Source organism: Streptomyces microflavus (assembly GCF_014650075.1).
GTDB classification, from domain to species: domain Bacteria; phylum Actinomycetota; class Actinomycetes; order Streptomycetales; family Streptomycetaceae; genus Streptomyces; species Streptomyces microflavus.
Genome location: NZ_BMUG01000003.1, coordinates 438825 through 465035 on the forward strand (window position 1 = coordinate 438825; position 26211 = coordinate 465035).

At 71.7% G+C, this 26211-nt stretch carries 23 protein-coding genes; 11 read left to right on the forward strand and 12 right to left on the reverse strand.

Going from position 1 to position 26211, the window contains the following annotated elements; translation table 11 throughout:
- Nucleotides 1-149 precede the first annotated feature (149 nt).
- From IE264_RS10925 to IE264_RS10935, 3 genes are all read left to right on the forward strand, one after another.
- Nucleotides 150-290, forward strand: coding sequence for a hypothetical protein (locus tag IE264_RS10925; protein WP_158706524.1), 141 nt, complete (start codon nucleotides 150-152; stop codon nucleotides 288-290).
- Between the two features lie 295 nt (nucleotides 291-585).
- Complete coding sequence (locus IE264_RS10930) at nucleotides 586-2061, forward strand: UDP-N-acetylmuramoyl-L-alanyl-D-glutamate--2,6-diaminopimelate ligase (RefSeq protein WP_032756797.1); 1476 nt, start codon at nucleotides 586-588, stop codon at nucleotides 2059-2061.
- Between the two features lie 133 nt (nucleotides 2062-2194).
- Nucleotides 2195-3736 (forward strand): carboxylesterase/lipase family protein, encoded by a 1542-nt coding sequence (locus tag IE264_RS10935; RefSeq protein WP_032756796.1) that lies wholly within the window; start codon nucleotides 2195-2197, stop codon nucleotides 3734-3736.
- Between the two features lie 49 nt (nucleotides 3737-3785).
- On the opposite strand, the gene IE264_RS10940 is transcribed toward IE264_RS10935, so the two are convergent.
- Together IE264_RS10940 and IE264_RS10945 are read right to left on the reverse strand one after the other, a co-directional pair.
- Nucleotides 3786-4901: a MerR family transcriptional regulator gene (locus IE264_RS10940; RefSeq protein WP_032756795.1), complete on the reverse strand. Its 1116-nt coding sequence runs from the start codon at nucleotides 4899-4901 to the stop codon at nucleotides 3786-3788.
- Nucleotides 4902-5002: 101 nt separating this feature from the next.
- A complete protein-coding gene (locus tag IE264_RS10945; protein ID WP_078657443.1) occupies nucleotides 5003-5278 on the reverse strand; it encodes a hypothetical protein in 276 nt (91 codons plus the stop codon).
- 150 nt (nucleotides 5279-5428) lie between these two features.
- On the opposite strand from IE264_RS10945, the gene IE264_RS10950 reads away from it, so the two are divergent.
- On the forward strand, nucleotides 5429-6088 hold the full coding sequence (locus IE264_RS10950) for an MSMEG_1061 family FMN-dependent PPOX-type flavoprotein (protein ID WP_032756794.1): 660 nt from the start codon (nucleotides 5429-5431) through the stop codon (nucleotides 6086-6088).
- An 82-nt stretch (nucleotides 6089-6170) separates the two neighbouring features.
- Here IE264_RS10950 and IE264_RS10955 read toward each other — a convergent pair whose 3' ends face one another.
- Nucleotides 6171-7202 carry an SCO7460 family lipoprotein gene (locus tag IE264_RS10955; RefSeq protein ID WP_051821802.1) on the reverse strand — a complete coding sequence of 344 codons (1032 nt, stop codon included), beginning with the start codon at nucleotides 7200-7202 and terminating at the stop codon, nucleotides 6171-6173.
- A 296-nt stretch (nucleotides 7203-7498) separates the two neighbouring features.
- Here IE264_RS10955 and IE264_RS10960 point away from each other — a divergent pair, with 296 nt between their 5' ends.
- The 3 genes from IE264_RS10960 to IE264_RS10970 all read left to right on the forward strand — a co-directional run bounded on the left by IE264_RS10960 (nucleotide 7499) and on the right by IE264_RS10970 (nucleotide 12015).
- Nucleotides 7499-8647, forward strand: coding sequence for a S1 family peptidase (locus tag IE264_RS10960; protein WP_032756793.1), 1149 nt, complete (start codon nucleotides 7499-7501; stop codon nucleotides 8645-8647).
- Between the two features lie 371 nt (nucleotides 8648-9018).
- A complete protein-coding gene (locus IE264_RS10965; RefSeq protein WP_032757059.1) occupies nucleotides 9019-10125 on the forward strand; it encodes a DUF1996 domain-containing protein in 1107 nt (368 codons plus the stop codon).
- Between the two features lie 120 nt (nucleotides 10126-10245).
- On the forward strand, nucleotides 10246-12015 hold the full coding sequence (locus tag IE264_RS10970) for a discoidin domain-containing protein (RefSeq protein WP_032756791.1): 1770 nt from the start codon (nucleotides 10246-10248) through the stop codon (nucleotides 12013-12015).
- Nucleotides 12016-12298: 283 nt separating this feature from the next.
- Here IE264_RS10970 and IE264_RS10975 read toward each other — a convergent pair whose 3' ends face one another.
- Genes IE264_RS10975 through IE264_RS10990 form a run of 4 tightly spaced genes read right to left on the reverse strand, consistent with a single transcriptional unit; the run spans nucleotide 12299 to nucleotide 16896 of the window.
- On the reverse strand, nucleotides 12299-13657 hold the full coding sequence (locus IE264_RS10975; protein WP_032756789.1) for a GH1 family beta-glucosidase: 1359 nt from the start codon (nucleotides 13655-13657) through the stop codon (nucleotides 12299-12301).
- A 20-nt stretch (nucleotides 13658-13677) separates the two neighbouring features.
- Nucleotides 13678-14571: a carbohydrate ABC transporter permease gene (locus IE264_RS10980; protein WP_015612856.1), complete on the reverse strand. Its 894-nt coding sequence runs from the start codon at nucleotides 14569-14571 to the stop codon at nucleotides 13678-13680.
- A complete protein-coding gene (locus IE264_RS10985) occupies nucleotides 14564-15574 on the reverse strand; it encodes a carbohydrate ABC transporter permease (protein WP_015612857.1) in 1011 nt (336 codons plus the stop codon). Before IE264_RS10985 ends, IE264_RS10980 begins: the two co-directional genes overlap by 8 nt.
- Before the next feature lie 11 nt (nucleotides 15575-15585).
- On the reverse strand, nucleotides 15586-16896 hold the full coding sequence (locus IE264_RS10990) for an ABC transporter substrate-binding protein (RefSeq protein ID WP_015612858.1): 1311 nt from the start codon (nucleotides 16894-16896) through the stop codon (nucleotides 15586-15588).
- 141 nt (nucleotides 16897-17037) lie between these two features.
- Here IE264_RS10990 and IE264_RS10995 point away from each other — a divergent pair, with 141 nt between their 5' ends.
- A complete protein-coding gene (locus IE264_RS10995; RefSeq protein ID WP_078657442.1) occupies nucleotides 17038-18384 on the forward strand; it encodes an ROK family transcriptional regulator in 1347 nt (448 codons plus the stop codon).
- Nucleotides 18385-18453: 69 nt separating this feature from the next.
- On the opposite strand, the gene IE264_RS11000 is transcribed toward IE264_RS10995, so the two are convergent.
- On the reverse strand, nucleotides 18454-19542 hold the full coding sequence (locus tag IE264_RS11000; protein ID WP_015612860.1) for a LacI family DNA-binding transcriptional regulator: 1089 nt from the start codon (nucleotides 19540-19542) through the stop codon (nucleotides 18454-18456).
- A gap of 228 nt (nucleotides 19543-19770) precedes the next feature.
- Between IE264_RS11000 and IE264_RS11005 the strand changes: the two genes are divergently transcribed.
- Nucleotides 19771-21093 carry a transglycosylase family protein gene (locus IE264_RS11005; protein ID WP_032756785.1) on the forward strand — a complete coding sequence of 441 codons (1323 nt, stop codon included), beginning with the start codon at nucleotides 19771-19773 and terminating at the stop codon, nucleotides 21091-21093.
- On the opposite strand, the gene IE264_RS11010 is transcribed toward IE264_RS11005, so the two are convergent.
- Nucleotides 21063-22184, reverse strand: coding sequence for a DMT family transporter (locus IE264_RS11010; protein WP_032757058.1), 1122 nt, complete (start codon nucleotides 22182-22184; stop codon nucleotides 21063-21065). The two genes, IE264_RS11005 and IE264_RS11010, sit on opposite strands and share 31 nt — an antisense overlap.
- A gap of 243 nt (nucleotides 22185-22427) precedes the next feature.
- On the opposite strand from IE264_RS11010, the gene IE264_RS11015 reads away from it, so the two are divergent.
- Nucleotides 22428-23132: a (2Fe-2S)-binding protein gene (locus tag IE264_RS11015; protein ID WP_032757057.1), complete on the forward strand. Its 705-nt coding sequence runs from the start codon at nucleotides 22428-22430 to the stop codon at nucleotides 23130-23132.
- Between the two features lie 43 nt (nucleotides 23133-23175).
- Here the strand turns inward: IE264_RS11015 and IE264_RS11020 are convergent, their stop codons facing one another.
- Both IE264_RS11020 and IE264_RS11025 read right to left on the reverse strand, forming a co-directional pair.
- A complete protein-coding gene (locus tag IE264_RS11020; protein ID WP_015612864.1) occupies nucleotides 23176-23538 on the reverse strand; it encodes an STAS domain-containing protein in 363 nt (120 codons plus the stop codon).
- 221 nt (nucleotides 23539-23759) lie between these two features.
- Nucleotides 23760-24275, reverse strand: coding sequence for a MarR family winged helix-turn-helix transcriptional regulator (locus IE264_RS11025; protein ID WP_015612865.1), 516 nt, complete (start codon nucleotides 24273-24275; stop codon nucleotides 23760-23762).
- A gap of 86 nt (nucleotides 24276-24361) precedes the next feature.
- Between IE264_RS11025 and IE264_RS11030 the strand changes: the two genes are divergently transcribed.
- On the forward strand, nucleotides 24362-25540 hold the full coding sequence (locus tag IE264_RS11030; protein WP_015612866.1) for a PP2C family protein-serine/threonine phosphatase: 1179 nt from the start codon (nucleotides 24362-24364) through the stop codon (nucleotides 25538-25540).
- Between the two features lie 120 nt (nucleotides 25541-25660).
- On the opposite strand, the gene IE264_RS11035 is transcribed toward IE264_RS11030, so the two are convergent.
- The gene (locus IE264_RS11035; RefSeq protein ID WP_015612867.1) at nucleotides 25661-26116 is read right to left on the reverse strand and encodes an ATP-binding protein; all 456 of its coding nucleotides are present in this window, start codon (nucleotides 26114-26116) and stop codon (nucleotides 25661-25663) included.
- Nucleotides 26117-26211: the final 95 nt, after the last annotated feature.

The window sequence follows — 26211 nt, forward strand, 5'->3', positions numbered from 1 at the left end:
CAGCGTCGGCGGGCACTCCGTACCCCCACCAGGGTCAGCAGTGGTACGGAGTGGCCGCACCCCCCGGCCGACGGCCCTGACGTGGCCGGACCTGTCCCGGCCCGTCCCGAGCGGGCCGGGGCACGCCGGGCCGGACGTACACTCGGCTCATGGGTCGTAGCGCCGAACTGAGGAAGTGCCCGCACCGGGCCGCCTCCGTGCTGCCCCCGCTCGCGGCCGTCTCCGCCGCACCCGCGCCCGCGGACGCGGCGCCCGGAACGGGCCGTACGGCGCTGCACGGCCACGGCTAGCGATCTTCGGCGTTCGCGGGACCGGGCCGACGCCCCGGCCCGCCGCCCCCTCCCACGAACGACTCCGGCCTCTCCGCGCCGGAGGGAGCCGTCGCCTCCGGCGCGCGCGAAAACCGGACCCGCGATCCGGCACCGGCTCCCCGGCACCACGCACGACTGATCACGTCACCCACGACTGATCGCATCACGCATCACGCATCACGCATCACGCATCACGCGGCACTCGGCGCACCGCCCGTGCCGCTGCCCGGCGACGGCCGCAGAGACGGGCCGAGCCGCACTCGAAGGGACCATCGTGAAGCTGAGCGACCTACTGGCCGGGCAGGACCACCACGTGCTGCAGGGAGACCCCGAGCGCACGCGGATCACCGCCGGCACGACGTTCGACGCGGACCGGGTCACCCCCGGCTCCCTCTTCGTCGCGGTGCCCGGCCACGCGGCCGGTGGTCCGGACGCCGTGGCCCCGGCCGTGGCCCGCGGCGCGGCAGCCGTCATCGTCGACGCCCTGGCACCACCGCTCCCCGCGGCGGCGGGCGACGTGTGCGCGATCCGGGTGCCGGATGCCCGCAGGACCGCGGCCGTCATCGCCTCCCGCTACTTCGGTGAGCCGGGGCGGGCGATGGACCTGATCGCGATCACCGGGACCAACGGCAAGACCTCCGTCTCGTACATGGTCGAGTCGGTGCTGCGGCTCGCCGAGGGCGCCCGGGTCGGGGTGATCGGCACCGCGGGGAGCCGCGTCGGGGACGAACCGATCCCGATGCCGCCCTCGGCGCTCTCCACCCCCGAGTCGCCCGATCTGCAGTATCTGCTGAGCCGCATGCGCGACAGCTCGGCCGGCAGCGTCGTCCTGGAGGCCACCTCGATGGGCCTGCTGACCCACCGTCTGGACCGGACCTTCATCGACGTGGGCGTCTTCACCAACCTGTCGCAGGACCACCTCGACGACCACGGCACCATGGAGAACTACCGGGACGCCAAACTCCGCCTCTTCCAGGGGCTCTGCCGGCGCGCGGTCATCAACGCGGACGACCCGGTCGGCGCCGGCATCCGGGAACTGATGCCCGACGCGGTGACGACGTACGCGCTCGACGGCCCGGCGGACTACCGTGCGACCGATCTTGAGGTGGATGCCTCGGGGACCCGGTTCACCCTGCACCACGACGGCCGGAAGTACCCGGCGGCGATCCCCTCCCCGGGCCGGTTCTCGGTCTCCAACGCCCTGGCGACGCTGGCCGCGTGCCATCTGCTCGGCCACAGCCTGGCCGGACTCGTCCACGCGCTGGAGCGCATGCCGCAGATCCCCGGCCGCTTCGAGCGCCTCCACACCCCTGAGGGCACCTCGGTGATCGTGGACTACGCCCACTCGCCGGACTCCCTCAACAAGGTCCTGACCACGGTCCGGGGCTTCGCCAAGGGCCGGGTCATCACGGTCTTCGGCTGCGGCGGCGACCGCGACACCACCAAGCGCGCCGAGATGGGCACCATCGCCGGCACCCACTCCGACCTGTGCGTCCTCACCTCGGACAACCCCCGCCACGAGGACCCCGAGGCGATCCTCGACCAGATCGCACCGGGCATCGCGGCGACCGGGACACCGTTCGAACGGTTCACCGACCGCCGTCGGGCCATCGCCTCCGCCCTCGCCTCGGCGGGACCGGCCGACATCGTGCTCATCGCGGGCAAGGGCAGCGAGCCCCACCAGATCGTGGGCGACGAGATGCTGCCGTTCAGCGACATGGCCACCGTGCGCGAACTGATCGGCCAGTAGCCGGCCGGTCCACCCGACCCCCTCGCTCACCTGCGAAAAGGTGTTGGTGCGAGGGGCAGTCCGGCTGACATGCTGCTCACCGCACGCCCGAACGCCGGGCGGGCGGGCGGAGCGGGGCGGGGGAGCGGCAGCCGTGGACGTGTTCACCACGAAGGCGGGGCAGGTTCGGGGCCGGCGCTCCGAGCGTGGCCCGGAGATCGCCGCCGTACTCGGACTCCCTTACGCCGCCCCGCCGTTCGGCGCCGACCGGTTCCGGGAGCCGCGTCCGGCGCAGCCCTGGGACGGCGTACGGGAGTGCACCGCGTTCGGCCCCGTGGCACCCCAGTCCGCCGAACTGCCCGGCTCTCCGGCCTGGTCGCCCGGCGAGGAGGACATCCTCACGCTGAACATCTGGGCACCGGCGGACGGACCCGGGGGCCTGCCCGTACTCGTCTGGATCCACGGCGGCGCGTACGTCTTCGGCTCCTCCGCCCAGCCCGACTTCGACGGCACCGCGCTCGCCGCCCGGGGACTCGTCGTCGTCACGCTCAACTACCGCCTGGGCTTCGAGGGGTTCGGCCATGTTCCCGCCGGCGGCGAGGGGCCCGCCCGACCCGACAACCGGGGACTGCTCGACCAGATCGCCGCCCTGGAATGGGTACGGGACAACATCGCCGCCTTCGGTGGCTCACCCGACCGGGTCACCGTGGCCGGACAGTCCTCCGGGGCGACCTCCGTGGCCTGCCTGATGGTGAGCGACCGGGCGCGCGGACTGCTGCACCGCGCCGTCCTGCACAGCGCCGTCAACGCCTGCGCCACACCCGCCCGGGCGGCCCGCACCACCGCCGAGGTCGCGGCGGCGGCCGGAGTGCCCGCCACCCGGGCGGGGCTGCTCGCCGCCTCACCGCAGGCGCTGGTGGCCGCGTCGGACCAGGTCGTCGACCGCTACCGGCAGGACCCCCGCTCCGGGCAGCGCCATTACGATCCGGCGATCTACGGTCCGGTCGCCGACGGGGACCTCCTGCCCGCCGACCCGCTGGAGGCGCTGGCTGCCGGAAGGGGCGCGGAGGTGGAGCTGCTGGTCTGCCACACGACCGAGGAGTACTGGCTCCTGGACGCCGTGGGCAGCAGCGCCAAGATCACCACGGAGCAGCAACTCGCCACGTTCGCCGGGGACTTCGGCCTGCCGCCGCAGCTCGTCGACGGCTACCGCAGCCGACTGCCGGACGCGCGGGCGCTCGATGTCCACCTCGCCCTGTACGGAGACCTCCTCTTCGCCGAGTACAGCAGCAGGCTCGCCGAGGCCCACGCCGGCGCAGGCGGCCGGACCTTCCTCTCCCGCTTCGACCGCCGACGCGGCGGGCCCGGCCGACGGGTGCGGGCCTGGCACTGCGCGGACATCCCCTTCGCCTTCGGGAACCTCCACGACGAGAGCGTCCACTTCCTCACCGGCGGCCCGCCCGGTCCGGCCGACCACGAACTGTCGCACCGCATGGCGGGAGCCTGGGCCGCGTTCGCCGCCCACGGTGAACCGGGCTGGGCGCCTCTGGGCGGCGGTGCAGGCGGCGCAGTAGGGGGAGGAGGCGCAGAAGGGGCGGCGGTGCGGGTCTGGCGTACGGCCGGCGAGGAGGCCCGGGCGACCGACGGCTTCCGCGACCTGTGGGGTGCGGCCGGGCTGCCTCTGCTCGCGCCCTGACCGCATCCCCGGCCTTCTCCCGTACGACGGTTCAGAGCACGAACAGGGTTCAGGCCACGAGCAGGCGGAGGCCGAGCTCCGCCGTATCGAGGGCGACCAGGTCGCGATTGCGCTCGGCCCACCGGCCCGAGGAGAGGTCGTCGCGGAGCCTGTCCACGGCCCGCTGCTCGGCCTCCGGCCCGACTCTGGTCCATACGGACACCGCGCGGCGCACCTCTTCGTCCAGGTACGCCTCGGGCCGGCGCCAGTGCGCCTCGAAGAAGCCGTCGGCGCAGTCCCACGGGATGAGCACCGGCTCGGCGCTGCCCCCGATCGCGCGGGTCATATCGGCCGGCGACGGCCAGTCGACCAGCAGTCCGGCGAATTCCGGCAGGTAGTCGCGCGTGAGCCAGAACCGCTCCAGCCACCCGGTCGTACTGGCGTCGTAGGTGAACACCACCACGCGGCGGGCCACGCGCCGCATCTCGCGCAGGCCCGCGATCGGGTCCTGCCAGTGATGCACCGTGCTGAAGGCCATCGCCGCGTCGAAGGCCCCGTCCTCGAACGGGAGGCTCTCCGCAGCGGCGGCCACGCACCGGGCCGCCCCCGCAGGACGCTGCGCCCGCATGACCGCCGACGGCTCCACCGCCGTGACCTCGCGGTCCGGGGGTTCGTAGGAGCCGGTGCCGGCCCCCACGTTCAGTACCGTGCGCGCATCCCCGAGCGCCTCCCAGACCTTCGCGGCAATACGCGGCTCGGTGCGCCGCGTCGCCGGGTAGGCCGACCCGATGGCGTCGTACAACTGGGCTCCGAACACTTTGAGTTGCTCCTCCGGTGCTGTCCTGATCCCCACGGCCCGTGCCTCCAGTTCCCTGTCGATGGCGCGCACCATGGCGCCGGCGCTGTCGCGCTGGTCCAGCAGCAGGCCGCGCAGCCGGCGCAGGTGCGCGACCGCGTCGGTGGCCGGGTCGTCGACCAGCTCCGTGATCTCGCGCAGTCCGAAGCCCAGCCGCCGGTAGGCGAGCACCTCCCGGAGCCGCTCCACGTCGCCCGCCGAGTACGCCCGGTACCCGGCCGAGGTCCGCGCGGACGGTCGCACGAGGCCGATGTCGTCGTAGTGATGCAGCGTGCGGACGCTCACGCCGGCCAGTTCGGCCACGCGCCCCACGGTCAGTTGCTCCTCCATGGCGCAGACTGTGCGGCATCACGCCACGTGAGGGTCAAGCGCGCCGCCCCGGAAACCGCGCACGGCTCCACCGCCGCGTCGCCAGGAGCTGGCCGGCCCGGTCAGGGCTGCGGCAGCCGGTCCGCGGCCGTGGGCGAGCGCCGCTCGTCGAGCCAGAAGAGATAGGCCCGGAGATGCGCGGCCAGTTCTCCGTCGAGGTACGCCGCGCAGGCTTCCCCCGCAGCCGCCGTGCCCTGGCCCGACTTCTCGTCGTCGGCATCCCAGACCGGGCGCCGGGCTGCCAGATACGCCGTGACCCGGGCCCGGTCGCGCCACCATTCCCGTACCGTTTCCGGCGTCCAGTGGTCATCGCCGTCACAGCCGTAGGCGGAGAACACCTCTCGTGAAGCACGAGCGCCGGGGCAAAGATCCGGCCGGTACCGCAGTTGTCGGTGTCGGCCCCGTAGAACGCACCGGGCACGTTGAGCCACTGCCGGGCCGCCCCACGGTTCCGGATCGACCGCAGATCGGCCCGTTAGGGTCGAGGTATGACGACAACCCTTGCCGACAGCGCCTTCGACTCGCTCCGCCTCGACGCCGTGTCCGACCTGGAGGCGCTGCGCCGGGCCTACGAACTCCCCAAGGCCACGGCATTGCGCAAGCAGATGACCGAACTCACCGATCAGACGCGGCGGTTGATCGGCTGCTCGTCGCTCGTCCTGGTCGCCAGCGCGGACGCCGAGGGCAACTGTGACGTCTCCCCGCGCGGCGGCCCCGCCGGGTTCGTCGCCGTCCTGGACTCACGGACGGTGGTGATACCGGACGCGACCGGCAACAAGCGGCTGGACACCCTGCAGAACGTCATCGCCACCGGACGGGCCGGGCTGCTGTTCGTCATCCCGGGGCGCACCACGACGCTCAGGGTGAACGGCCGGGCCTGCGTCTCCACCCGCCCGGAGCTGCTGTCGCAGCTGACCGCCGTGGGCAAGCCGCCGGCCAGTGCGCTGGTGCTGGGGATCGAGGAGGTCTACCCGCACTGCCCCAAGTCGCTGCTGCGCAGCGGGGCCTGGAAGCCGGAGCAGTGGCTGTCGGCCGATGCCCAGCCGACCTCGGCCGAGGTGACGCTGGCCCAGCTGCGGATGCCGGAGCTGGCGATCGCCGACATCGAGCGGACGGAGGCGGAATCGCTGAAGTACCGGTACGAGTAGCGGGCCCGCCGGTGATCCCGGCACCAACAGCGTTGCGGGGCGGTGCACCCGGTATATCGATGCACCTGGTACGTCGGTGCACCTAGTACGGCGGCAGCCGCAGTGCCCCCGTGCCCTCGCGTACGTCGTGCACGATGCGGATCTTCCCCACCGGGTTGCCGTGCTCGTCCGCGGTCACCAGGACCGCGTCGTCGCTGTTGTCGCAGCGCCCCCGCTCGCCCGGCTCGGGGCAGAAGAGCAGATAGCCGGTCTGGCGGTCGATCCGGCCCGGCTCCAGGCGCCAGACCCACTGGTAGGTGCTCATGACCACGTTCGGGTAGGTGGCGCGCAGCTCCTCCCGTACGGCGTCCTGCACCGTCTTTCCGAACGCCTGGCTCTCCTTGAACGGGCGGACCGCCCGGGCGCTGCCCGCCGTGTCGACCTGTCCGTCCGCGATGTCGTAACTGGCCGAATAGTAGGAGTGCTTGGTGAGCGAGCCGACCAGTTCGCTGCGGGTCAGGCGCATCATGGTGGGCCAGGAGTCCTTGCCCCGGCTGCGCTTCCCGGCGACGGCGGGGGAGACCACGTTCACGTACGAGGCCTTCGCCTTCGCGAGCGGGCTGTCGGCTCCGCTCGCCGTGACCCAGCGCTGGACGCAACCTCCGATGTCGGCGAGGACCCGCTCCACGGTGGCATTGGTGAGTTCGGCCACGACGTACGGCGGCGTGCCGGTCGGGCCCAGGGCGATGACCTCGTAGCCGCACGCGTCGAACGCGTCCCGCAGGGTGCGGAACGCGGCCGCGTCCGACCGCCCGCGCGCCACGGCTTCGGTCAGCGCCCCGGCGCAGTCCTTGCGGTCGCAGGTGCCCTTGTCCGCGTCGATGCGCAGCCGGACCACGGCGTCCCGGTCGTCGGCCACCGCGAAGGTGACCTCGGAGCCTCCGGTGCCCGGGAAGAGCGTGCGTGCCCCGATCGCCTTGATCCGGCCGGGGAAGTGCTTGTCGGCCAGTTCCTCCGCCGCCCGGCGGTCCTCCTTGGTGGTCACCACCCCGCAGGCGCCGGCCAGTGCGAACAGCGACCCCGCCAGTACGCAGGTGACGGCGGCTCTCCACTGCTTGCGGCGTGATCCGGCCATGGTCTGCTCCTCGGGGTGGTGCTGCCTGTGTTCCTGTGACAGTAGGACCGGCCTCCGCGGGCGGGATGAGTACGCCTACTCAAACCGGGGTGCGGGGCGTCTCCGCCGCCCGTGCGGGACGGCCTCCGTACAGCTCCTCCGGACCGCCTCGCGTCATTGGCATGGACCTGCCTATCGAACTCCGCTACAGTCCGGGACGGCGCATGAGAGCGCTCTCAAGGACTCGTTCCGGATGCGCTCCCGGATGCCTCCCGTTCCACCCCCACGTCGCTGGAACAACAGGAAGGGTCACTCCCTTGAGACACGCAACCGTTCTGCGGACCGGTCTGTCCGCGCTCCTGGTCCTCGGTGCCTGGACCGCCGTCGGCCCGACGACCGCCTCCGCCGCCCCCACCGACTCCGTCGCGGAACTCCCCGCCTCCGCGGCCCTGCTCTCCGCCATGCAGCGCGACCTCGGCCTGACCGAGGGGCAGGCCCGCACGCGGCTGGCCGAGGAGAAGGCGGCGACGGCCCTGGAGCCGAAGGCCCAGCGCGCCGCGGGATCCGCCTACGGCGGGTCCTGGCTAGACCCGGCGACCGGCGAGCTGACCGTGGCGATCACGGACGCCGGCAAGGCCGGTGCCGTACGGGCCACCGGCGCGCAGACCCGGATCGTCGAGCACTCGGCGGCCCAGCTCGACGCCACCATGAAGCGCATCGACGCCCTGAGCGCGCCGGACGGGGTGGCCAGTTGGCGCGTCGACCCCGCGACCAGCCGCGTCGTCGTGAACGTCGTCGCCTCCGAGCAGGGTGACAACGATGTCCGCGACTTCGTGGCCAAGGCCCGCAAGGCTGGGCCCGTCACGGTGGAGCGGACGGCCGAGGCCCCGCAGACCTTCGCCGCGGGCACGGTCGGCGGCGACCCGTACTACACCGGCAACGTCCGCTGCTCGATCGGCTTCTCGGTCCACGGCGGCTTCGTCACCGCCGGGCACTGCGGGGGCACCGGTCAGCAGGTCCGGGGCTGGGACAACTCCTACATCGGCAACTTCCAGGGCTCGTCCTTCCCCGGTGACGACTACGCCTGGGTGAACGTCGGCAGCGGCTGGTGGACCGTCCCGGTCGTCCTCGGCTGGGGCACCGTCTCGGACCAGCTGGTCCGCGGTTCGAACGAGGCCCCGATCGGCGCCTCGATCTGCCGCTCCGGCTCCACCACGCGCTGGCACTGCGGTCGCGTCCTCGCCAAGAACGAGACCGTCAACTACAGCCAGGGTGCTGTGCACCAGATGACCAAGACCAGCGTCTGCGCCCAGGGCGGCGACTCCGGCGGCTCGTTCATCAGCGGCGACCAGGCCCAGGGTGTGACCTCGGGCGGCTGGGGCAACTGCACCAGCGGCGGTGAGACCTGGTATCAGCCGATCAACGAGATCCTCAACCGGTACGGGCTGAGGCTGCACACCGCGTGATCCGGGGGAGCCGGCCGTCCGGCTCCCGACGGTGAGTGCGACAGGTCCACGAGCGGCCCCGCCCCCGGGCGGGGCCGCTTCCGTGTGCCGGTCGCCGGTCGCTTCCCGGGCAATTCGGCACCCACCGCCGCCATCTGCTCCCCGCCCCAACGCCCTTTGTGCAGCGCATCGTTCACAAGCTATTGACACCCTCTCAGCCTCGACGCAACACTGACACCGCCTTGGAGAGCGCTCTCCCAGTCAGTCTCCGGCGGATTTCCCGCCTCGGGGACGCAAGGGGGCGGCGCCTCTTCCCGGCTGCACCGCCCAGCTCAACTCTCCCCCCACCGTGCACCCGATGTGCATGGATGCAGAGCGGCATGGAGGTCCGCATGACGGCAAGATTCAGCAGAACGACCCTGGTGTCCGCGCTGATCGTGGCGACCGCCCTGGCCCTGGTGGCCATGGGGCTGACCGCGATCACGAACGCCGGGGCCACCGCCCCCGACTCCGCGGCCGCTCCGCCCGCTGCGGCGTCCCACGTCATGAAGGGGCACACGATGGCGGCGGCCAAACCCGTGGCCTTCGGTGACGACCCCGACGGAGACGGGTACATCCCGGCGAACCCGCCGGTCACCGGTGTGGAACCGTCCCAGGAGATACCCCCGCACCGCTACTTCCACGAGTTCCAGGCCAACTGTTCGGTCACCCACACCGCCCCGGACGACCCGATCGTCTACCCGGGCCGGGCCGGTGCGTCCCACGACCACACGTTCATGGGGAACAGGACCACGAACGCGAGCAGCACGACCGCCTCGCTCGGCGCGGGCGGGACGGCTTGCGTGGCGCCGGGTGACCGCTCCGCGTACTGGATGCCCACCCTCTTCAACGGGAACGAGGAGATCCGCCCGACCGGACCGCAGGTCATCTACTACAAGGCCGGAGTCACCGACTACCGCACGGTCCGGCCCTTCCCCAAGGGTCTGCGGTTCGTCGTCGGCAGCCCGACCCAGACCAAGGAGGAGTTCCGCGACCACCCCGGCTCGGTCGAGGGGTACGAGTGCGGCGAGAGCTTCCACAACTACGACATCCCGGCGACCTGCCCCACCAGCCGGGACACCCAGCTCAACCTCCGTATGCAGGCGCCCAGTTGCTGGGACGGCAAGTACCTGGACACCCCTGATCACAAGGCCCACATGGCCTATCCGATCGTGATGGGTGCCAACCAGGACGTCTGCCCGACGAGTCACCCGGTCGCCCTGCCGATGATCGAGTTCAAGATGGCGTGGCCGGTCAACGGAGACATGTCGCAGGTGAGACTGGCCAGCGGGGCCGGCCACTCCTTCCACTACGACTTCTTCAACGCCTGGGACGACGCCACGCTGAACGCCCTGGTCGGCCACTGCGTCGTCGGTGGTCTCCAGTGCAACGCCCGCGGTTACGACGAGAACAACCCGGGCCGGGGCGCCGCTCTGGACGAGAACTACGAGCTGCCCTGACCCACCCGTAGGCGCTCTCCCGCATGGGTGCACCCTGCCCATGGGGGAGAGCGCTCTCCCGCATCCGCCCCCCACCCCCACCTCCTTCCCCCCTGCACTTCTGTGAGGAGTCCTTCCCCCATGAACAACCTCCCCCCTCTCCGGCGTTCATCCCGTATACGGCGCCGAGCCACCGCCCGCCTCGCCGCCGCCGCTCTCCTGGCCGGCGCCGTGGCCGCCCTCCCGGTGCCCGCCGCCCACGCGGCCGGCAGCATCGTGAAGGTGACCGGCTCCCAGGGCGACTGGCAGCTGACCGTGGACGGTTCGCCGTACACCGTGAAGGGCCTGACCTGGGGCCCGTCCGTCGCGGATGCCGGGCAGTACATGCCCGATGTGAAGTCGATGGGTGTCAACACGATCCGTACGTGGGGGACCGACGCCACCACGAAGCCCCTCCTGGACACCGCGGCGGCCAACGGCATCAAGGTGATCGCCGGGTTCTGGCTGCAGCCCGGCGGCGGCCCCGGCAGTGGCGGCTGCGTGAACTACCTGACGGACACCGCCTACAAGAACGACATGCTCGCCGAGTTCCCCCGGTGGGTGGAGACGTACAAGGACCATGAGGGTGTCCTCATGTGGAACGTGGGCAACGAGTCGGTGCTCGGGCTGCAGAACTGCTACAGCGGCGAGGCCCTGGAGCAGCAGCGGGACGCGTACACCTCGTTCGTCAACGAGATCGCCAAGAAGATCCACGACGTCGACCCGAACCACCCGGTGACCTCGACCGACGCCTGGACCGGGGCGTGGCCGTACTACAAGAAGAACGCGCCCGACCTGGACCTGTACGCCGTGAACTCCTACGACGCCGTCTGCGACATCCGCTCCACCTGGGAGAGCGGCGGCTACGACAAGCCCTACATCGTCACCGAGGGCGGGCCGGCCGGTGAGTGGGAGGTGCCGGACGACGCCAACGGCGTACCGGAGGAGCCCACCGATGCGGCGAAGGCCGCCGGATACAAGAGTGCCTGGGACTGTGTCGACGGCCACCCGGGGGTCTCGCTCGGGGCGACGCTCTTCCACTACGGCACCGAGTACGACTTCGGGGGCGTGTGGTTCAACCTGCTCCCCGCGGGCCAGAAGAGGCTCTCGTACTACGCGGTGAAGGAAGCGTTCGGCGCCGACACCTCCGGCGACAACACTCCGCCCGTCATCAGCGGGTTCGACGTCGACAACGCCTCCGCCGTCCCGGCCGGCCGGACGTTCCGGGTCAGCACCTCCGTCACCGACCCGGACGGCGACGCGCTCACCCACCAGGTGCTGTTCAGCTCCAAGTACCTCGACGAGAACGGCAGCCTGACGGAAGCGGAGTTCACCGACCGCGGCGACGGCACCTTCGACGTGACCGCCCCGGACCGGCTCGGCGTCTGGAAGGTCTACCTCAAGTCGACGGACGGCCGGGGCAACGTCGGCATCGAGACCAAGTCCTTCAAGGTGGTGCCGCCGCAGGTCGACGGGGTCAACCTGGCGCTCGGCAGGACGGCCACGGCCTCGACCCACCAGGCGGACAGCACCGGCTGCCCCTGCCCGGCGGCCAACGCCGTCGACGGTTCCTTCGACACCCGCTGGGCCAGTGAGTGGGCCGACCAGCAGTGGATCCAGGTCGACCTGGGCTCCACCACCTCCTTCGACCACGTCCAGCTGGCCTGGGAGGCCGCCTACGCCAAGGGCTACACCGTCCAGACCTCCACGAACGGCCAGGACTGGACCACCGTCCACACCGAGACCGCGGGCAACGGCGGCATCGACGACATCGGGGTGGCCGGAAGCGGCCGCTACGTCCGGGTGAACACCACGGAGCGCGGCACCCCGTGGGGCAACTCGCTCTACGAGTTCGGCGTCTACCGCGGCTGACCCTGCCGGGCGGCGAGACCTGCCGCACCGTTCTCTCCCCGCTGCCGGTGCGGTGGGACAGGCCGTGGCGGCCACGGAAATCCGTGGCCGCCACGGCCTTCCCCTTTGTGCCGGGACCCCTTCCAGCGAGCCCTCGGCCTCGTGGCGCTCAAGGCCGCCGCCGCGCAGCCGGTCGTCGCCACCACGTGAAAAGGCTCCCGGCCGTGGCGGCGAACCACCACGGCCGGGAGCCTTTCGGGCGACGCCAACAGTGTGACGACAGGCCCTGGGCAGGAAGAGGTACTCAGGCGACCGGCCCCGCCCGCCGCCCCGCGTGCTCCCGGACCAGCTCCGCGTACCGGCGGCCGCTGGTCTTGACCGTACGGCGCTGGGTCGCGTAGTCCACGTGCACCAGGCCGAACCGCTTGTCGTAGCCGTACGCCCACTCGAAGTTGTCCAGCAGCGACCAGGCGAAGTACCCCGCCAGCGGCGCGCCCTTGGCGACCGCGCGGGCGCAGGCGGCGAGGTGCTCCTCCAGGTACCGGACGCGCTCCGGGTCGTGGACCGAGCCGTCCGCCGCGACGGTGTCCTGGAAGGCCGAGCCGTTCTCGGTGACGTAGATGCGCTCCACGCCGTACTCCTCGGTGAGCCGCAGCAGCAACTGCTCCAGCCCGTCCGCGTACACCTCCCAGTCCATGTGGGTGTGGCGCGCGTCGGCCACGGGGACCTGGGTGAATCCCGGCGCCCGGCCGGAGGGGTCAGCGGTGACGATTTGCCGGAAGTAGTAGTTCAGGCCCAGCCAGTCCAGCGGGGCGGCGATGGTCTCCAGGTCGCCCGGCTGGACCGGGAGCTCGACTCCGTACAGCTCCACCATGTCCTGCGGATAGCCGCGCCCCAGGACCGGGTCGAGCCACCAGCGGTTGATGTGCCCGTCGGCGCGGCGGGCGGCTGCGAGGTCGGCCTCGCTCGTGCTCGCCGGCTCGATCGGGCTGAGGTTGTTCACGATGCCGACCCGGGCGTCCGAGGAGGCGGCGCGGATCGCCTGCACGGCGAGGCCGTGGCCCAGGTGCAGGTGGTAGGAGGCGCGTACGGCGGCGGTCAGGTCGGTGAGGCCGGGGGCCATCCGGCCCTCCAGGTGCCCGATCCACGCCGAGCAGAGCGGCTCGTTGAGCGTCCCCCAGTCCTTGACCCGGTCGCCGAGGCGCTCGACGACCTGGGAGGCGTACGCGGCGAAGTGCTCCGAGGTCTCCCGCACGGTCCAGCCGCCCCGGTCCTGGAGCACCTGCGGCAGGTCCCAGTGGTAGAGCGTGGCGAACGGGGTGACCCCGGCCTCCAGGAGCCCGTCGACGAGCCGGTCGTAGAAGTCCAGCCCCGCCTTGTTGACCGGTCCGTCGCCGTCCGGCACGACACGCGGCCAGGCGAGGGAGAAACGGTACGCCTCCGCGCCGACCTGCTTGATCAGGCCGATGTCCTCGGGGACCCGGTGGTAGTGGTCGCAGGCCACATCGCCGGTGTCGCCGTTGTCGATCTTCCCCGGGGTGTGCGAGAACGTGTCCCAGATGGAGGGGGAGCGGCCGTCCTCGGTGACGGCTCCCTCGATCTGGTACGCGGCGGTGGCGACGCCCCAGGTGAAGTCGGCGGGGAGGGCGTTGAGCTCGGTCACGTGCTGCCTTTCTGCGGGGGTCACTTGACGGCCCCCGCGGTGAGTCCGGCGACGAGGTAGCGCTGCAGCAGCAGGAACCCGGCGACGATCGGCACGCTCACCACGAGCGAGGCGGCCATGACCTGGTTCCAGTAGACGTCGTTCTGCGTGGCGTACCCCTGGAGGCCGACGGAGAGGGTGCGGGTGGCGTCGTTGGTCATGACGGAGGCGAAGAGGACTTCGCCCCAGGCGGTCATGAACGAGTAGACGGACACGGCGACGATGCCCGGCACGGCGGCCGGCACGACGACCCGGAAGAGCGCGCCGACCGGTCCGCAGCCGTCCACCAGGGCGGCCTCGTCGAGGTCCTTCGGGATGGAGTCGAAGTACCCGATCAGCATCCAGATGGAGAACGGCAGCGAGAACGTCAGATAGGTGAGGATCAGGCCGCCGCGTGAACCGTACAGAGCGACGCCGGTGGAGCTGCCGATGTTGACGAAGATGAGGAACAGCGGGAGCAGGAAGAGGATGCCCGGGAACATCTGGGTGGAGAGCACCGTGACGGTGAAGACCCGCTTGCCCCGGAACGAGTAGCGGCTCACCGCGTAGGCGGCGAACACCGCGATCGTCACCGAGAGCACCGTCGCCGAGAGGGCGACGATCAACGAGTTGACGAAGTACCGGGCGAGCGGAACGGTCTCCCAGATGTCGAAGTAGGGCTGGATCGTCAGCGTGGACGGGATCCACTGGAACTTCCCCGACACGTCCTGCAGCGGCTTCAGCGAGCTGCTGACCATCACGTAGACCGGCAGCAGGACGAAGCCGGCGAGCAGCGTGAGGACGATGCGCCGCGTCCACAGGAACGACTGCGGGGCGGCCATCGGGGAGCGGGTACGCGACCGGCGGGGACCGGAGGTCCGCGTGAGGCTAGACATCGGCGCCCTTCCTTCCGCGCGAGGTGAGGATCAGGTAGACGGCCGTCACGACCAGCAGGAAGAGCAGCAGGAGGACGGACATCGCGGAACCGGTCCCGAAGTTCCAGGTGACGAACGAGGACTGGTAGATGTGGATCGAGATGAGATCCGCACTCTCCGGCGCCGACTTCCCGAACAGGACGTACGGCGTGTTGAAGTCGTTGAACGTCCAGAGGAAGAGCACGAGGACCAGCACCTGGTTGACCGGGCGCAGCGAGGGCAGGGTGATCCGGCGGATCTGCTGCCAGATACCGGCGCCGTCGATCGAGGCGGCCTCGTACAGTTCACGCGGGATGTTCTGAAGGCCCGCCATCAGCATGAGGAAGGCGAACGGCCAGCCCTTCCACACCGAGACGATGATCAGCGTGTAGATGCTGTTGTCGCCGATCAGCCAGAACGACGGCTCGTCGGTGATCCCCAGCTGGTCGTGCAGCACGTGGTTGATCAGGCCGTTGTCCCGCTGGAACATGAACGCCCAGGTGATGACGGCGGCGTAGACCGGCAGGGCGTACGGCACGAGGAAGATCGCCCGCAGGACGCCCCGGCCGCGGAAGCTCTCCTGGAGGAGGATCGCCGCGGCCGTGCCGAGCAGCCAGGCGAACCCGACCGAGAAGAACGTGAAGACACAGGTGACGAAGAACGAGTGGAGCAGGGCCTCACCGATCGGCGCGTCGAAGTCGACGGCGATGCGGTAGTTGTCGAGGCCGGTCCAGGGCGCCGCACCCCAGTTGTTGATGAAGAACTGTGTGAGCTGACGGAAGCTCATCACGATCCCGATGATCATCGGGACGATGTGGATGAGCAGTTCCAGCAGGACGGCGGGCAGGAGCAGAAGATAGGGCAGTCCGCCTTGGCGGATCCGGTCGGGGATGCGCGGCAGTCTCCTGCGCGCATCCCCGGTGCCCCGGCTCTTACCCCCGGTGGCCGACTTGTCGACCTCGGGGTTGGTGACGGTGGCGGTCATGGATCAGGGCCTCACTGCTGCATCGTCTGCTGGGCCTTTTCGAGGCGTGCCTTGACGGACTCCTCCGTCACCGGACGTCCGGCGGCGGCGTCCGCCCACAGCTCCTTGACCGCGGTGCCGACCGCCGTCTCGAACTGCGACTCGTTGGGGACCTGGGGGAGCGGCGCGGCGCTGGTGGAGAGGGTGTCGCGCAGGACCTTGAGGTCGGGAGCGCCGAAGGCCGCGTCGGCCTGGGCCTCCTTGACCGGCGGGATCGACCCGTAGGTCTTGTTGAGGTGCTTCTGCTCCTCGTCGCTGGTCATGAACTTCACGAACTTCTTCGCGCCGTCGATGTTCTTGGTGTTCTTGAACACCGCGATGTTGATGCCGGCGACCATGGAGTTGACCTGCTTGCCCGCGCCCGGCGCGCCCGCGGGGACCGGCACCGGGGCCGCGCCCCAGTCCTCCGGCTTCATGCCCTGGGCGGCGAAGGTGGAGGCCGCCGCCTGCCACAGCACCATCGCGGTCCTGCCCTTGGCGAAGTCGGTCAGCGACTGGTTCTGGGCGTACTCCGCGTTGCCCGGAGCGATGATCTTGTCCTTGGCCATGAAGTCGATGTACTGCTTCACGGCGGCGACGGCACCGTCCGAGGTGAAGGTCGCCTTGCCGTCCTTGTCGAAGAAGTCGGCGCCGTGCTGCTGGCCCAGGACGAAGGTCTGGTGGATGTTGTTGGAGAGGTTGCCGCCCTCGGCGCCCAGCCCCCACTTGTCGCCCTTGGATATCTTCTTGCCGGCCGCGACGAGGTCGTCCCAGGTCGCCGGAGGCCCGTCGATGCCCGCCTCGGCGAACATCTTCTTGTTGTAGTAGAGGGCGTACGCCAGCGAGTACAGCGGTACGGCGGCGGGCGGCTCGCCCTCCTTGCCGGCCGAGGCGACCGCCGAGTCGACGAAGCGGTCCCGGCCGCCGATCGCCTCGAAGTTCTTCTCGTCCCACGGCAGGAGCGCGCCGGTCGCCTGGAGCGACGCCGACCAGGTGTTGCCGATGTTCAGCACGTCCGGGCCCTGACCGGACGCGGTGGCGGCGAGGATCCGGTTCAGCAGGTCGGCCCACGGCACGACCTCCAGCTTCACCTTGATCCCGGTCTCCTTCTCGAACTTCTTCAGTTCGGGAGTGAGGATCTCCTTGTCGGCCTCGATGCTCGGGCCCTGGTTGGAGGCCCAGTAGGTGAGGGTCTTCGGGGACTCGTTGCTCCCCGTACCGGCCGATCCGCCACCGCATCCGGTGGCGGCGGCGGTGATGGCGATCGCGAGGGTGATGGCGCTTGCGGCTCTGGCGTGACGCATGTGAGGTGGCCCCTTTCCGGGGATGGCTGCGTTCGGGAACCGAACGGCCTCCATGACTTAATTTATGCCGTGATTTAAGAGGTGAGAGAAGGTCGCGTCAAGGTCTGGGACCAGGTATGTTCCTGGACGGGAAGGAGCAACATGGCCGAGCGCAACAGACGGACCGTGCGTGACCTGCGGCGGGGCAATCGGGCGAGGGTATTGCAACGGTTGTATTTCGACGGCCCGCTGAGCCGTCAGGAGCTCGGACCCGCCACCGGGCTGAGTTCGGGTTCCATCAGCAACGTCGTGGCGGAACTCTCCGCCGAGGGGCTCCTCCAGGAGGCGGGCATCGTCGACTCCGACGGCGGCCGCCCCCGCACGCTGCTCCGGGTCGCTCCGGACGGCGGGCTGCTGGTGGGCATCGACATCGGGGAGACCCGGGTGCGCGTCGAGCTCTTCGACCTCTCGCTCACCGAACTGGCCCGCACCGAAAGGCTGCTCGCCCAGCACGGTTACGACGTCGACCGCATCGTCGCCCACGTCCGTACGGGCGTCGCCGACGTGCTGCGCGACGCGGGCGCCGACCCGCACCGGCTGCTCGGCATCGGCATCGGGGTCCCCGGCATCATCGAGCGCGAAGGACCGGAGGGCCCCGACGGGAAGCGCACCGCCGTGGTGCACGGCCAGACGATCGGCTGGCACGCGGTCCCCTTCGAGCAGCTGCTCCGCGAGGCCGTCGACGTACCGCCCGAGGTGCCCCTCTTCATCGACAACGGCGCCAAGACGCTCGGCCGGGCCGAGATGTGGTTCGGCGGCGGGCGGGGGGCGGGCGCCGCCGCCATCGCCCTCATCGGCTCGGGCGTGGGCGCCTGTGTCGACCACGGCGACATCCTCGCCGAGGACCGCACGAGCCTCGCCCTCGAATGGGGCCACACCACCGTCCAGTTGCGCGGCCGCCGGTGCCGCTGCGGCTCCATCGGCTGCCTGGAGGCGTACGCGGGCGCGGAGGCCCTGCGCGAGCGCTGGCGCGAGGCGGGCGGCCCGCTCCCCGAGGACGCCGACGACGAGACCGCCCTCGCCGCACTCCTCGCCGCCGCCTACCCGCCGCCCGGCGGGCCGGCCCCGGACCGGATCGCGCTCTCGCTCCTCGACGAGACCGCCGAATGCCTCGGCGCGGCCCTCGCGGACCTGGTCAACCTCTTCCTGCCCGAACGCATCCTGCTCGGCGGCTGGGCGGGCCTGCTGCTCGGCCCCCACCTGCTCCCCGAGATCCGCAGGTACGCGAACGAGTACGCCCTGCGCCACGCGGCGGCCCGCACCACCATCGAGATGGGCCGCCTCGGCCCGGACGCGGTCACCGTCGGCGCCGCCACACTCCCGCTGGCCGACTTCCTGACCCGCGGCGGCAGCCGCCCGGCCCCCGGCCCCCGGCCGGAAGGCACCGGCGCGCCCTCACGGACGGCGACGGAGGCGGTGCGCAACCGGCACCGTACGAGGGCGAGTTGAGGGCTGGGGCGGATGGTCTCCCCGCCCCTGCACACCGACGCCCCGCCCCTGCACACCGACGCCCCGCTCCTACGCAGACCCCCGCACCACCAGCTCCGGTTCGAAGATGACCGAGGTGGCGGGGGAGGTGGGGCGGGCCAGCCGGTCCAGGAGGAGGCGGGTCATCTCGGCGGCCATCTCCTCCACCGGCTGGCGGACCGTGGTCAGGGGCGGCCGGCACGCGAGCGCAGCGCTGCTGTCGTCGAAGCCGACCACCGCCACGTCCTGAGGCACCCGGCGGCCGTGCTCCCGCAGCACATGACAGGCCCCCATCCCCATCAGGTCGTTGGCGGCGAAGACCCCATCCAGGTCCGGATGGGCCGCGAGCAGCCGCTCCATCGCCGCCTCACCGCTCTCCTGGGTGAACTGCCCCTCGGCGATGGGGGTGTACGGGTGCCCGTGGCGCGCCATCGTGTCCCGGAAGCCGGCCAGCCGCGCCTGGCCCGCCGGCACGTCCAGCGGGCCGCTGATCGTCGCGATCCGGCGGCAGTCCCGGGCCAGCAGGTGCTCCGCGGCCAGCCGGGCACCGTCCTGGTGGGCGAGGTCGACATAGCTGATGGGGACCGGCCGGGCGGGGCGCGCGAAGAGCACCGCCGCGAGCCCCGCCTCCGTCAGCAGACCGGGCAGCGGGTCCTCCGCGTGCGTGGAGACGATGAGTGCCCCGTCCGCGCTGCCCTGCCGCAGATACGCCACCACCTCGTCCCGGGCCCGTGAGGTCTCCGCGAACATCAGCACCGGATGCATCCCGCGCGGCCGCAAGTAGTTGACGACTCCGGTGACCACCCGGCCGAAGAACGGGTCGGCGAACACCTGCGCGGTGAAGGAGCCCTGGTCCCCGGCGGACCGGGAGCCGGAGCCCTCCCGGTCCGCCCCCGCCTCGACGCCCGCCCCCGACACCACCAGGGCCACGGCGTCCGCGCGCCGGGTGACCAGGGAGCGGGCCGCCCGGTTCGGCGCGTAGCCCGTGACCGAGACCGCCTGCCGCACGACCTCCTGGATCGCCGGATCGACGTTGCGCACGCCGTTGATGACCCGGGAGACGGTGGCGCGCGAGACACCGGCCGCCCGCGCCACGTCCTCCAGGGTTGGTGCTCCGGCCGACCGCAGATCATCCGTCATGAGCGCCTTTATAGCACTTGCGGAGAGCGCTCTCCATCGCAACTGCCCGCTCCCTCCTGCCCGTCGGGCAAGGGGGGACGAAGACGCGTTACCGAGGACCCAGGGGCGGAATCCGGCCACACACCCCACATAGGTGACCGACTATCACGATTCCCTTGTGATCAGCCTTCGCACCGTCCTACGTTTGCCGCTTGCGACGTGTCCCAACGCCAGTGGGGGAGCCCAGTCATGGCCGCAAACGGTCGGCACCGCAGATACCAGCCCAGCCGGATCAACCGTGCCTCGCTCACGGTGACCGCGGGCGGCGCGGGCATAGCACTCCCGCTCATCACGGCGGCCTCCGCGGGTGCCGCGTCGGGGGACGTCTGGGAGAAGGTCGCCGCCTGTGAGTCGAGCGGCAACTGGGCCGTCAACACCGGCAACGGCTATTACGGCGGCCTCCAGTTCAGCGGTCCGACCTGGGCGGCCTTCGGCGGTACGCAGTACGCGCCGCGCGCCGACCTCGCCACCCGGGACCAGCAGATCGCCATCGCCGAGAGGGTGCTCGACGGCCAGGGGCCCGGAGCGTGGCCGTCCTGCTCCGTCGAGGCGGGCCTCACCCGGGGCGGGGACGCGCCCGACACCACCCCGCAGAGCGCCGGCAGCGGACCCGTCCGTTCCGCGGCACCGCAGAGTGCTCCGCCCCGTCAGCCGAAGGTGACGCCCGCCGCGGCGACACCCACCCATGTGCCGGGGAAGCGTGACTCGTACACCGTCTCCAGCGGGGACTCGCTCTCCGGGATCGCGGACGCCCAACAGGTCCGGGGCGGCTGGCAGCGGCTCTACGCGGCCAACCGTACGGTCGTCGGCGAGAACCCCGATCTGATCTTCCCCGGCCAGCGGCTGAGCCTCACGCCGCGCGGCGGGGACGGGGCGAGCTCCCGGAAGCCCGCGCCGCAGGCGGAGAAGCCCGCGCCGCAGAAGAAGCAGGCGGCGCCCAAGACTCCCGAGCGGCAGGCGGCCGAGCCCCGGGCCGAGAAGCCGAAGGCCGAGCCCCGCAAGGTCGAGCAGCGGGCGGCCGCGCCGAAGGCCGAGCCGAAGAAGACGGAGCCGAAGAAGGCCGCGCCCAAGCAGCAGAAGCAGGCGCCGGCGGAACGCGCCGTGAAGCACTCCGGCATGAGCGCCCCCGTCTCCGCCTCCACCGGAACCGCGTACCGCCAGGCCGGCTCCTGGTCCAGCGGCTATCACACGGGCGTCGACTTCCCCGTACCCACCGGGACCTCGGTCAAGGCCGTGGCCTCCGGCCGGGTCGTCTCGGCCGGCTGGGCCGGGGCGTACGGCTACGAGGTCGTGATCCGCCACGAGGACGGCAAGTACAGCCAGTACGCCCACCTCTCCGCGCTCCACGTGAGCGAGGGGCAGTCGGTCTCCGGCGGCCAGCGGATCGCCCGCTCCGGGTCGACGGGCAACAGCACCGGACCGCACCTGCACTTCGAGGTCCGCCTCGGCCCCGGCTACGGGTCGGACGTCGACCCGCTGGCCTACCTGCGGGCGGGCGGCGTCAGCGTCTGAACGGTCCGCTCCGAGCGCGGGGCGGCGGCGCTCCCGCCACCTCGCCGGTCGTGGACCGCCCGGCGAGGACCACCGAACTCCACGCGCGGAACCGCGCTGCCCGGCCGCAGCGGCGGAGCGTACGTGGACCCGGTGGCGACCGGCCCGCTCTTGGGCCGCTTCTCCGCGCTCGCGGCACCGGCGGCCTCTGCCTCCGCGCTCACGGCACCGAACCACCCCGCCTCCACGGCCGCACCCGCCGGCCGTAGCTTCCCGGTGCCGTGCTCCGCGCTCAGCCGCTCCTTCGTCAGCAGGACCAGCCCGCCGGCCGCCAGCGCCCCGCAGGTGAGCGCGAGGACCGTGCCCGCCGCGCCATGGCGGAAGTGCTCGCCGAACAGGGTGATCCCGATCGCGGCGGCCACCACCGGGTTGACCACCGTCACCGTCGCCAGCGGAGCGGCCAGCCCTGCGCCCCGGTAGGCGGCCTGGGAGAGCAGCAGGCCCGCCGCCGCGAGCCCGGCGATCACCAGCAGCGTCGGCAGCCCCGAGCGCACCGAACCGGACGTCCACTCCATGGCCACGGTCTTGGTGAACACCGAGGCCATACCGAACGCCCCGCCGGCCGCCGTGGCCAGCACCGCGCTCCGCAGCACCGGCCGGTGCAGCGCCCGGGCGAGCAGGGTGAGCGCGCCGACCGCGCCGAAGGTCACCGTGGCCAGCGCCAGCTGCTCGGGCCCGCGCAGGGTGTGCGGCTCGGCGCTGCCCGTGAGGGCCAGGAGCCCGACGAGACCGGCCGTCGCCATCAGCGCGCCGCGCCAGGCCGTCGCCCCGGCCCTGCGACCGACGAAGAGGGCGGCCATCGGCAGGGCGAAGACGATCGTCAGCGCACCGAGGGGCTGGACCAGGCTGAGGGGGCCGTAGGCGAGAGCCACCACGTGCAGGACCGCGCCGACTCCGTTGAGCAGCACGGCCGCCCACCAGACCGCGTTGCGCACGAGGGCGTACGGGGAGTTGTCGCCGCGCGCGGCCACCCGCTCCTGGACGATCGCCCCGGCCGCGTAGGCGACCGCGGAGATCAGTGACAGCAGCACAGACAGCGCGAGGGAGCTCATGTACACCACGATGTCCTGTCCGGGGCCCCACGTCGTCGTCCTTGAGACGTCAATTCCGCGTACTGCCCCAGTAGTACGGACGGAGGACCGAGGTCCTCCCCTCGACGGTAGCCCTACTGCCCCCGGCCGTCAGAAGTTGTGCCCCGGCGGATACGGTGAGCTGCGGAGCCGGTACCCGCGGTGGCCGGACCGCGGTCGCGCTCCGGCGCCGACCCGGCGGCCGAGGCGAGGGAGGAGCGGGGCATGGACCTGGCACAGGCGGCTTCGGTGGGCGGTTTCTTCGCGCTGCGGACCGCGCCGGTGCCCGGCGGAGCCCACCGGTCGCTGGCAGAGCTGTACGCGGGCGGGACGGCGCCCCTGACCGCCCGGGTCGACAAGGTCGCGGCGCGGCTGGGCGCCCCCGAACGCCGGGTCGCCGCCTCCATCGCCCATCTCGGCCTCGCCGCCCGGCTCTGGTCCCTCGCGCTCGGCCCGGCCGCGCTCTTCGGGCGGTTCCCCGACCTCGTACCGGACGCCCTGCACTGGGACCCGCTCCACACCTCGCCGGACGATCTCTGGATCGCTGACCCCGGGGAACTGCCCGGGACGGCCGACCGGATCCGGGAGCAGATCCAGTACGGGCATCTGGTGCCGCTGGCCGAGGCCGTCCGGCGCGACGGGAACATCTCCCCGCAGCTGCTGTGGGGCAACGCCGGATCCGCGCTCGCCGGGGCCGTACGGGAGCTGGTCACCTGGTCGCGCGAGCACGGCCGCCCGGAGGTGGCGCAGCGGGCCCGTGCCCTGGCGGCGGAGCTGTTCGACCACCCCGACCTGCGCTCCACCGGCTCCCCGCACGGCCCGGCGTTCCGGCGGCGCAGCTGCTGCCTGTACTGGCGCTGCCCGGGCGGCGGCCTCTGCGGCGACTGCGTCTTCGACCGGGCGCCGGGCCGGGCCGGTACACCCCGGTAGCCGTGGCGCCGGGCCGGGCGCCACGGCTACCGGGGTGTGACGGTCAGGAAGGCAGGGTCGCGTCTATGGCCTCGTCGACATCCGTCAGGACGGGGATCGCGCTGTCGAGCCCGATCATCCCGATCAGCCGCTGCACGAACGGGGACGGCGCGGCGAGCCGCAGCCGGCCGCCCAGCGCGGTCTGGCCCTGGAGCAGCACGTTGACCGTGGTGGAGTCGGCGAAGCCCACACCCGAGAGATCCACGACGACGGGGCCGGAACCCTCTGCGGCCGCTGTCTCCAGTGCCCGGCCCAGGGGCGGGACGCTGTCGATGTCGAGGTCACCCGACACGGTGAGGACCAGAGCACCCCGTTCCTGACGGGTGATGATGCTGACTGCTCTGTCTTCGCTGGGCGGTGGAAGCACGGAAGGCACCTCGGGCGGTTCGGGCGGACGACGGAAGCCGGTCTGCCGGACGGGTCGGCCTCGTTCCGTCCCAGCTCACGGCGGGGTACGGGGTAACGATAGAAGGAACAGTTGCCATTTGACAACATTCTCCATTGGGTAACAATCTGATCCGCAACGGTTGGAGGACCAGCCGTCGGCGGTGACGTACCCAGAGAAGCGGAAGCAGGGGCTGGATGAGGCTAGGCGCTGTCGGCGACATCATCGCGGAGCAGGGGGGCCGCCGCACCCGTTTCCGGCGAGAGCCGCTCCGAAGCTGCCGCGTGGAAGGCCGCGAGGCCCTCCGCGAGCGCGGCGACGGCGGCCGGATCCATACGTTCCAGCACGGCGCTCAGCTCGCGGGCCCGCAGGGCCCGGTACTCTTCGAGGAGAGCCCGGCCACGCAGGCTCAACCGGAGCTCCACCTCGCGTCGGCTCGTCGCGCTCTGCGCCCGCTGGACGAGCCCCATCGCCTCCATGCGGTCGCACAGTCGGCTGACCGACGGCGCACGCGAGCCCAACGCCTCGCCCAACGAGCGCAGATTGGTGCCCTCCTGCTTCTCGATCACGAGCAGGGCCCGGAGCTGGGAGGGCGATACGGTCCCCGAAGCGGCCGCTTCCTGGCCACGGCCCCAGAGCACTTCCAGCAGCTCCGAGGCCGCGGAGGCGTCGGCGGACACCTCGGCGCGGGTGCGCGGACGGCGGGTGGAGTAGGGCATCCATCCACTGTGTCATTCGTCAGCCCTCCTTGTCAGCCCGGCTCCGCCCCCTACCCCGTCTCAGGACGAAGAATGCACGAGAGACCGTGAACAGAAGACCGGACATCGAGACGGCCGTCAGGGCCGCCGCTCCGCACGCGCTGCTGACAACGCTGCGCACCATGCTGGCCGACGCCTACGGTGCGCTGGCGGTGGAGCTGCATCTGGCCGACTACGGTCTCAGAGTCCTCAAGCGCCTCGACCGGCCCGACGGCGAGGAGGAGCCGCTCTCCCTGCACAACAGCGCGGAGGGCCGGGCCTTCGGCAGCCAGGAGCCCCGCGAACAGCAGGTCAGGCACGGCGACGCGGTCGACCACTACCTCCCGGTGACCGTACGCGGCGAACGCCTCGGCATCCTCACCGTCCGGCTGCCCGCGGCGCGGTCGACCCCGGACATGGTGGGCGAGCTGACCCACGTGGCCGATCTGCTGGGCCACGAGATCCTGGTCGCCGAACGGGACACCGACGTCTACCAGCGCGCCCGGCGCACCACCCGGCTCACCCTCGCCGCCGAGATGCAGTGGCAGCTGTTGCCCGCCCGCGCCTGCACCGCCGCCGAGTTCGCCATCGGCGCCCAGCTGGAGCCGGCGTACTCCATCCACGGGGACAACTTCGACTGGGCGGCCGACGCCGACGAGCTGACCCTCGCGGTGACCAACGGCATGGGCGAGGGCATACAGGCCTCCCTGCTCACCAACCTCGCGGTGAACGCCCTGCGCAACGCCCGCCGGGCCGGCATCGGCATCGCCGACCAGGCCGCCCTCGCCGACCAGGCGCTGTACGACCAGCACCGCGGCGCCTCCCATGTCTCCACGCTGCTGCTCCGCTTCGAGCTGGCGACCGGCCGGGTCGGAGTCGTCGACGCCGGGTCGCCGCAGCTGTGGATCCAGCGCGGTCGCACGGTCCGGCGCATGGAGCTGGAGGCCCAGCTCCCGCTCGGCATGTTCGAGGAGTCGCACTACACGGTCCAGGAGTTCCACGTGGAGCCCGGCGACCGGCTGCTGCTGCTCAGCGACGGGGTCTACGACGCGGTGTCCCCGGCCGGGGAGGCGTACGGCGAACGGGCGATGGCCCGGGCCATCCAGTCGACGCGGCTGCTTCCGGCGGCCACCGTCCCGCGCGCGATCCTCGGTGAGCTGGCCGAGTACCGGGTCACGGAGACCCTCGACGACGCACTGGTGGTCTGCCTGGACTGGTTCGGCCGCCAGGACGACGACGGCAGCTGAGCCAGGAACGCTGAATCAGGAACGACGAGACAGGAACACGGACGCCCCCGCAGACGCATCACGCGTCTGCGGGGGCGTCCGCCGTTCTTCCGGGCCCTGAGGGCCTTCGGGTCCTCAGGATCAGATGGAGAGCTGGAACTCCGCGCGGATCCGCTTGCCGACCGGCACCCGCTCCGCGATGAGCCGGTCGCACAGGGCCACGACGATCTCCATGCCGTGCCCGCCCAGCCGGGAGGGGTCGGGGCCGTACAGCACGGGCATCGCCGTACTGCTGTCGTACACCGTGACGCTGATGAGCTCCGCGTTCCCCTCCAGCTCCAGGAGGTAGGGCCCGTGGCTGTAGCGGTCGGCGTTGGTGACCAGCTCGCTCACGGCCAGCATCAGATCGCTGCGCGTGTGCTCACCGATCGGCGCGAGGCACTCCACCGCGAGACGGGTGAGGAAACGGTCCGCCAGGGCCCGCGCGAGCGCGATGCAGCCCGGTTCGCCGTCGAAGACCTCGGCGCAGAGCAGTACCTCGGTGGACCGCTGACCCTCACCGGGGTCCTGCGGTGGTGAGGTGACCTCTTCGTTCATGTGCTCCAGCCAGGCGCCGCAGTGAGGTCGGAGACCCTATTCCGCCATTCGTCTACCCGCGTCGAAGGGTCCCACTCCAGGCAGTCCGGAACGAT

Excerpts from the sequence above, each read along its gene's own strand:
- IE264_RS11015 (WP_032757057.1), top strand. The coding sequence starts at position 22,428 with ATGGACCTGGCACAGGCGGCTTCGGTGGGCGGTTTCTTCGCGCTGCGG.
- IE264_RS10995 (WP_078657442.1), top strand. The coding sequence starts at position 17,038 with ATGGCCGAGCGCAACAGACGGACCGTGCGTGACCTGCGGCGGGGCAAT.
- IE264_RS10990 (WP_015612858.1), bottom strand. The coding sequence starts at position 16,896 with ATGCGTCACGCCAGAGCCGCAAGCGCCATCACCCTCGCGATCGCCATC.
- IE264_RS10980 (WP_015612856.1), bottom strand. The coding sequence starts at position 14,571 with ATGTCTAGCCTCACGCGGACCTCCGGTCCCCGCCGGTCGCGTACCCGC.
- IE264_RS10985 (WP_015612857.1), bottom strand. The coding sequence starts at position 15,574 with ATGACCGCCACCGTCACCAACCCCGAGGTCGACAAGTCGGCCACCGGG.
- IE264_RS11010 (WP_032757058.1), bottom strand. The coding sequence starts at position 22,184 with ATGAGCTCCCTCGCGCTGTCTGTGCTGCTGTCACTGATCTCCGCGGTC.
- IE264_RS10950 (WP_032756794.1), top strand. The coding sequence starts at position 5,429 with ATGACGACAACCCTTGCCGACAGCGCCTTCGACTCGCTCCGCCTCGAC.
- IE264_RS10940 (WP_032756795.1), bottom strand. The coding sequence starts at position 4,901 with ATGGAGGAGCAACTGACCGTGGGGCGCGTGGCCGAACTGGCCGGCGTG.
- IE264_RS11005 (WP_032756785.1), top strand. The coding sequence starts at position 19,771 with ATGGCCGCAAACGGTCGGCACCGCAGATACCAGCCCAGCCGGATCAAC.
- IE264_RS11000 (WP_015612860.1), bottom strand. The coding sequence starts at position 19,542 with ATGACGGATGATCTGCGGTCGGCCGGAGCACCAACCCTGGAGGACGTG.
- IE264_RS10925 (WP_158706524.1), top strand. The coding sequence starts at position 150 with ATGGGTCGTAGCGCCGAACTGAGGAAGTGCCCGCACCGGGCCGCCTCC.
- IE264_RS10965 (WP_032757059.1), top strand. The coding sequence starts at position 9,019 with ATGACGGCAAGATTCAGCAGAACGACCCTGGTGTCCGCGCTGATCGTG.
- IE264_RS11025 (WP_015612865.1), bottom strand. The coding sequence starts at position 24,275 with ATGCCCTACTCCACCCGCCGTCCGCGCACCCGCGCCGAGGTGTCCGCC.
- IE264_RS11035 (WP_015612867.1), bottom strand. The coding sequence starts at position 26,116 with ATGAACGAAGAGGTCACCTCACCACCGCAGGACCCCGGTGAGGGTCAG.
- IE264_RS10970 (WP_032756791.1), top strand. The coding sequence starts at position 10,246 with ATGAACAACCTCCCCCCTCTCCGGCGTTCATCCCGTATACGGCGCCGA.
- IE264_RS10955 (WP_051821802.1), bottom strand. The coding sequence starts at position 7,202 with ATGGCCGGATCACGCCGCAAGCAGTGGAGAGCCGCCGTCACCTGCGTA.